At 38.6% G+C, this 6271-nt stretch carries 8 protein-coding genes; 7 read left to right on the top strand and 1 reads right to left on the bottom strand.

Features of this window, described 5'->3' with window-relative positions:
* Positions 1 to 57: 57 nt before the first annotated feature.
* Positions 58 to 654, bottom strand: a complete 597-nt coding sequence (locus tag KO495_RS04590; RefSeq protein WP_215979214.1) for a nucleoside triphosphate pyrophosphatase — start codon at positions 652 to 654, stop codon at positions 58 to 60.
* Between the two features lie 155 nt (positions 655 to 809).
* Here KO495_RS04590 and yceD point away from each other — a divergent pair, with 155 nt between their 5' ends.
* The 7 genes from yceD (at position 810) to fabF (ending at position 6190) form a co-directional block, all read left to right on the top strand.
* Positions 810 to 1322 (top strand): 23S rRNA accumulation protein YceD, encoded by a 513-nt coding sequence (gene yceD / locus KO495_RS04585; RefSeq protein WP_215979213.1) that lies wholly within the window; start codon positions 810 to 812, stop codon positions 1320 to 1322.
* Positions 1323 to 1360: 38 nt separating this feature from the next.
* A complete protein-coding gene (gene rpmF / locus KO495_RS04580; RefSeq protein WP_116000475.1) occupies positions 1361 to 1531 on the top strand; it encodes a 50S ribosomal protein L32 in 171 nt (56 codons plus the stop codon).
* A gap of 27 nt (positions 1532 to 1558) precedes the next feature.
* Positions 1559 to 2620, top strand: a complete 1062-nt coding sequence (plsX, locus tag KO495_RS04575) for a phosphate acyltransferase PlsX (RefSeq protein WP_215979212.1) — start codon at positions 1559 to 1561, stop codon at positions 2618 to 2620.
* A 66-nt stretch (positions 2621 to 2686) separates the two neighbouring features.
* Positions 2687 to 3625: an ACP S-malonyltransferase gene (fabD, locus tag KO495_RS04570; RefSeq protein ID WP_215979211.1), complete on the top strand. Its 939-nt coding sequence runs from the start codon at positions 2687 to 2689 to the stop codon at positions 3623 to 3625.
* A 64-nt stretch (positions 3626 to 3689) separates the two neighbouring features.
* Entirely contained in the window at positions 3690 to 4436 is a 747-nt protein-coding gene (gene fabG, locus KO495_RS04565) for a 3-oxoacyl-ACP reductase FabG (protein WP_215979210.1), read from the top strand.
* Between the two features lie 172 nt (positions 4437 to 4608).
* Complete coding sequence (acpP, locus tag KO495_RS04560; protein WP_118958804.1) at positions 4609 to 4842, top strand: acyl carrier protein; 234 nt, start codon at positions 4609 to 4611, stop codon at positions 4840 to 4842.
* Positions 4843 to 4951: 109 nt separating this feature from the next.
* The gene (gene fabF, locus KO495_RS04555) at positions 4952 to 6190 is read left to right on the top strand and encodes a beta-ketoacyl-ACP synthase II (protein ID WP_215979209.1); all 1239 of its coding nucleotides are present in this window, start codon (positions 4952 to 4954) and stop codon (positions 6188 to 6190) included.
* Positions 6191 to 6271 lie beyond the last annotated feature (81 nt).

The following is a 6271-nucleotide window of genomic DNA, read 5'->3' as shown; positions in this document are numbered from 1 at the left end:
TTTCAATTTGTTAAATATCTCTTAAGCCGAGTTCAGGTTATTTAACCTAACTTCAGGCTAGGTATTTGTTTGATGGGCTAAAACATCTAAGCCTAGTTGCTTTAATAACTCGACCAGCTTTATTAGTGGTAGACCAATTAAGGTATTAGGATCATCTCCTGCAAGCTTTTCGAATAAACAAATCCCTAAGCCTTCACTTTTAAAACTACCGGCACAGTTAAATGGTTGCTCAGCATTTATATAGTTCGCAATATCTTGCTCACTCAACTGTTTAAAATGCACAATAAAGGGCTCAACTAATGACTTTGCTGCTTTCGTGTTGGTGCAATATACACAGAGTCCCGTATAAAAGGTAATCGCTTTGCCACTAAAACTACTAAGCTGCTTTACTGCATTGTCATAATTATGTGGCTTGCCAATAATTTGCCCATCGCATACTGCCACTTGATCACTACCAACCACCAGGGCGTTGCTGTAGTTTGAGCTTACCGCTTTTGCTTTTTCAATAGCTAAACGTTCAACCAGTTGTTCTGGTAGCTCATTAGTTTGTGGGCTTTCATCTATATTTGGTTTTGCACACTCAAATGGTAAGTTAAGTTTCTCAAGTATTGTTTTTCTAAAGGGGGAGGTTGAGCCTAAAACTAAAGTTTTCATGAAAAGCCTATATCGGTTGTAATATTGTTATTTGTTGAGGAAATAAACAAAAAATTATTAATTACTGTTATTATTGGGGCTATCTTGAGCTTTTAAACGAAATAGTGCAATTTTCTTTTGACAGTTGCTTATAGTGGCTATATCATGCGCGACCTATGCAGAATCTTAAGCTTCCAATAACAATTAGTCCAACCCGCAGTGCTCAACGCAGACTTGTGTGTCAAGGTGTGTTTAAATTGTCGGCAATGACTAGACTGCTCGCTGAGTGCGAAAGCAATAGTGAGCATGTTCAAGTTAGTGTTAAGTTTGATGTTGATGAACGTGGTTTGACAGTTTTGTCAGGCACTGCCTCAACATCGGTTGCATTAACTTGTCAGCGCTGTAATGGTTCTTTTGAGCATTTACTTGAAGTAGAGTTTACTTTTAGTCCTGCAAAAAATGCCGAGGCTGCTGAAAAAATTCCGTCATATTATGACGTAATAGAATTAGATGAAAATGGTGAAGTCAACTTGCTAGAACTTGTGGAAGAAGAGTTAATTCTTGTTATTCCATTAATTCCTAGGCATGAACTTAAAGATTGTCCAGCTGATGCTGATACAGTTTGGGGTGAATTGCCGGAAGAGCTAGAGAAGCCGAATCCATTTGAAGTATTAAAACAACTTAAATAGTTAATTTATTTAACTAATAACCGATTTAGGAGAAACTCATGGCAGTTCAAAAAAGCAAAAAGTCTCGTTCAAGACGTGGCATGCGCCGTTCACATGATGCATTAACAGCAGAAAACTTATCTGTAGATCCAGTATCTGGTGAAACGCACCGTCGTCACCACGTAACAGCTGATGGCTTTTACAAAGGCGTTAAAGTAATCGCTAAATAAGCGATTACATTTTTAGGCTTATCTCGTTTGAGCTTAAATGATGTCAAAAATCTAACGTTATCGTTAGATGTTATGGGGGGCGATAAAGGCCCCCTTATAACAATTCCCGCAGCAATAATGGCCATTAAAAGTCATCCTCACTTGCATCTTATCTTATGCGGCGACCCTCAAATTATAATTCCTATTGCGGCACGTTATGGCATGCCTGCAGAAAAACTTGAACAACACCCCCAATTAACGTTATATCCGACAACACAAGTTGTTGAAATGGACGATAAACCAGCCTTGGCTATGCGTACTAAAAAAGACTCTTCAATGCGTAAGTCTTTAGATTTAGTCCATCAAGGCAAAGCGCAAGCTTGTGTTAGCGCAGGTAATACCGGCGCATTATTATCCATGGCGCACTTCGTCTTAAAGAATTTACCAGGTGTTGAACGACCAGCATTAATTTCGGCATTACCGACCCACGATAAAAATAAACATGTCTTTATGTTAGATCTTGGCGCTAATGTTTTTTGTGATTCGCATGTTCTCTATCAATTCGGTGTTATGGGCTCAGTGATGGCCGCACAAGTAGATGGTATCGAAAATCCACGTATTGCTTTATTGAATATGGGGGAAGAGTCTATGAAGGGCAGTGATCATATTAAATTAGCGGCAGTAGAGCTCACAGAGAATAGTGCTATTAATTATGTTGGCTTTATTGAGGGCTGTGACATTTTTGCCAATAAAGCAGATGTCATTGTTTGTGATGGTTTTGTCGGAAATGTGGCTTTGAAAACCTGTGAAGGGGTTGCTCGATTAGTACATAAACGCTCTAAATCCATATTTACCGCTAATGTATTAACTTCACTGGTTGGATTTTTCTTTAAATCTAGCTTTAAAAAGCTGTTTAAGTCGATGAACCCCGACCAGTATAATGGCGCAAGTTTGATAGGATTACGGGGAATTGTGGTTAAAAGCCATGGTAATGCCAATTCAGCTGCTTTTTTAGCCGCGATTAGAGAAGCCATGAAAGAAGTTGAACGACAAGTTCCTGATAAAATTAAAGCGACTTTAGAGCAAGGTTTATCTGTTAACGAACAGTAAGAAACAAGTCATGCCTAAAGCGTTATCTACACGTTAATTAGATAATAAATAAGAGAATAACTTAATATGCAAAATACATTAGCATTCGTGTTTCCAGGTCAAGGCTCTCAAACTGTAGCTATGCTCAGTGATTTTGCTGAGCATGATATTGTACAAGCAACATTTCAAGAAGCATCACAAGCACTTGGTTACGACTTATGGCAGTTAGTGTCACAAGGTCCAGTAGAGAAACTTAATCAAACGAATTTTACACAACCTGCTTTATTAACAGCGAGTGTTGCTTTATGGCGCGTATGGCAAGCAGAAACTGCTATTCAACCTGATATTATGGCTGGACATAGTTTAGGCGAATATTCAGCACTGGTTTGTGCAGGAGTGCTTTCTTTAACTGATGCAGTTGTATTGGTTGAAAAACGTGGCGAATTTATGCAAACAAGTGTGCCAGAAGGTGTTGGCGCTATGGCAGCTGTCATTGGGTTAGAAGATGACGTTATTATTAATGCATGTCAGCAAGCACAAGAAAGTGAAGTGGTATCAGCCGTAAACTTTAACTCTCCGGGTCAAGTGGTGATTGCAGGTCATAAAGCTGCTGTAGAAAGAGCTGGTGTTTTATGTAAGGCAGCGGGTGCTAAACGCGTTTTACCTTTACCTGTGAGCGTACCATCACATTGCGCATTAATGAAAGATGCCGCCGATAAACTTGCATTAGAGTTAGAAAAAGTGACGTTCAATGCACCTGCTATTGCAGTGGTTAACAATGTTGATGTTGCCACTGAAACCTCAGCACAAGCGATTAAAGCAGCCTTAGTTAAACAGTTATATTCACCAGTACGTTGGAGCGAAACAATTACATTGCTTGCAAACAACGGGGTAACAAAAGTCGCAGAGATTGGTCCAGGTAAAGTATTACAAGGATTAAATAAACGAATTGTTAAGTCAATTAGCTCAGTAAGCTTTAATGATAATGCGTCATTAGCACAGCTAAAAGAGTTAGCGGACAGTTAATTAGTAAAACCATTAAATTGAGAAAACTCAATTTATTTTAGAATAAATACAATAGGTATAATTTATGTTTTCATTAACAGGTAAAGTTGCATTAGTTACAGGTGCTAGTCGTGGTATTGGTAAAGCTATTGCTATGCAATTACAAGCATTAGGTGCAACCGTTGTAGGTACAGCAACATCAGAAAATGGCGCTGAAAAAATTTCAGAATATTTAGCGCAAGGTACAGTGCCGGGTACAGGCTTAGTACTTAATGTAACAAGTGATGAATCAATAAGCGCTATGTTTGATGCGATAAAAACAGCACATGGTAGCATCGATATTCTTGTTAACAATGCCGGTATTACTCGCGATAATTTGTTTATGCGAATGAAAGATGAAGAGTGGAGTGATATTATCGAAACCAACTTAACGTCAGTATACAAAGTCAGTAAAGCGGCTATTCGCCCTATGATGAAAAAACGTACTGGCCGTATCATTAATATTGGTTCAGTTGTTGGTACTATGGGTAATGCGGGACAAGTTAACTACGCTACTGCAAAAGCAGGCTTATTAGGCTTTACTAAAGCATTAGCCCGTGAAGTGGCTTCTCGTGGTATTACCGTTAATACAGTCGCACCAGGTTTTATTGATACCGACATGACACAAACACTCACAGATGAGCAAAAAGAAGGCATATTTTCACAAGTTCCAGCTAATAGACTAGGAAAACCTGATGAAATTGCGAGCACTGTTGCCTTTTTAGCGTCAGATGCTGCTGCTTATATTACTGGCGAAACTATTCATGTGAACGGTGGTATGTATATGGTTTAACCCTTTAAAAATAAAGGGTTGAAAGATGGTCTGACAGGTTGGTTTTATCTTTATTTAATACCTCAACAGGTTAGACCAGAGAAAAAATTAATATTAGATGCTTGCATGGCAAGCTTTTGACGAATACACTACACGCAATTTGAAAAAATGCACTTTCAGTAAAGGAAAAAAAATGAGTACTATCGAAGAACGCGTTAAAAAAATTACTATCGAACAATTAGGTGTTAGCGAAGCAGAAGTTAAAACTGAATCATCATTCGTTGACGATTTAGGTGCTGATTCACTAGACACTGTTGAATTAGTTATGGCGTTAGAAGAAGAATTTGATACTGAAATTCCTGACGAAGAAGCTGAAAAAATTACTACAGTTCAAGCAGCTATCGATTACGTTACTGCAAACCAGTAATAGCTGAGTTAGTTCATTTTATTGAACTTAACTAAAATAAAAAGCGGTATACTTATTTTAAAGTGACCGCTTTTTTTGTATCTACTCATATATTTCGGAGGCACCAACGATGAGACGCGTTGTAGTTACCGGTATTGGTGCACTTAGCCCGCTAGCCAATACAGCAGAAGAAACCTTTCAAAAATTGCTATTGGGGCAAAGTGGTATTAGCAATATTGAACATTTTGATACGACTAATTACACCACTAAATTTGCAGGTTTAGTTAAAGGCTTTGATGTTCAACAGTATATGGAGAAAAAAGAAGCCAAAAAAATGGATCTTTTTATTCAGTATGGTGTTGCTGCAGGTGTACAGGCTTTTAATGATTCAGGTCTAGCGATCACAGAACAAAATGCGCCACGTGTTGGTGTTGCTGTTGGTTCGGGTATTGGTGGTTTAGGTTTAATTGAAGACAATCATACTAAATTGATTAAAGCTGAAGGTAACCCTCGTAAGCTTTCGCCATTTTTTGTGCCATCTACCATTATCAATATGATTTCAGGTCACTTATCGATTATGTTCGGTTTGCAAGGTCCTAATATCTCTATTACTACAGCTTGTACTAGTGGTGTTCATAATATTGGCCATGCAGCACGAATGATTGCTTATGGTGATGCAGATGCTATGGTTGCTGGTGGCGCAGAAAAAGCGTCTACTACATTAGGTATGGGCGGCTTTGGCGCTGCTCGAGCGTTATCTCGTCGTAATGATGATCCACAAGCAGCATCTCGCCCTTGGGATAAAGACCGTGACGGTTTTGTTTTAGGTGATGGTGCAGGTGTTATTGTACTTGAAGAGTATGAACACGCTAAAGCTCGCGGTGCTAAAATATACGCTGAATTAGCTGGTTTTGGCATGAGCGGTGATGCTTACCACATGACTTCACCTCCTGAAAATGGCGATGGTGCGGCGCGTGCTATGCAAAATGCCATTAATGATGCCAAAGTAGATATTACTAAAATTGGCTATATTAATGCTCATGGTACCTCAACACCAGCGGGTGATATTGCAGAAACTAATGCAGTTAAAACTATTTTTGGATCGCAAGCTAAGCAAGTTATGATGGGATCGACTAAATCGATGACAGGTCATTTACTTGGTGCGGCTGGTTCAATTGAAGCGATTTTTAGTATTCAAGCATTGATGCAAAATAAAGTACCAGCAACGATTAATTTAGATAACCCAGGTGAAGGTTGTGATCTAGATTATATTGCGGGCAGTGCGCGTGATGTGAACCTTGAGTATGTTTTATGTAACTCATTTGGATTTGGTGGCACAAACGGATCACTTGTTTTCAAAAAAATATAATCTTAATATAAAGTTAAGATAATTATCTTGAACTCTTATCTAAAAGCCTGAATACTTCTTTATGCGTTATCATAAAAGTCT

The sequence above is a fragment of the Colwellia sp. D2M02 genome, from assembly GCF_018860755.1.
Lineage (GTDB): Bacteria > Pseudomonadota > Gammaproteobacteria > Enterobacterales > Alteromonadaceae > Colwellia > Colwellia asteriadis.
This window is presented reverse-complemented; position numbering and strand designations above follow the sequence as displayed.

What these genes read in the sequence shown, in the direction of transcription:
- fabG (WP_215979210.1), top strand. Translation starts at nt 3,690, where the DNA reads ATGTTTTCATTAACAGGTAAAGTTGCATTAGTTACAGGTGCTAGTCGT.
- yceD (WP_215979213.1), top strand. Translation starts at nt 810, where the DNA reads ATGCAGAATCTTAAGCTTCCAATAACAATTAGTCCAACCCGCAGTGCT.
- rpmF (WP_116000475.1), top strand. Translation starts at nt 1,361, where the DNA reads ATGGCAGTTCAAAAAAGCAAAAAGTCTCGTTCAAGACGTGGCATGCGC.
- KO495_RS04590 (WP_215979214.1), bottom strand. Translation starts at nt 654, where the DNA reads ATGAAAACTTTAGTTTTAGGCTCAACCTCCCCCTTTAGAAAAACAATA.
- fabD (WP_215979211.1), top strand. Translation starts at nt 2,687, where the DNA reads ATGCAAAATACATTAGCATTCGTGTTTCCAGGTCAAGGCTCTCAAACT.
- acpP (WP_118958804.1), top strand. Translation starts at nt 4,609, where the DNA reads ATGAGTACTATCGAAGAACGCGTTAAAAAAATTACTATCGAACAATTA.
- fabF (WP_215979209.1), top strand. Translation starts at nt 4,952, where the DNA reads ATGAGACGCGTTGTAGTTACCGGTATTGGTGCACTTAGCCCGCTAGCC.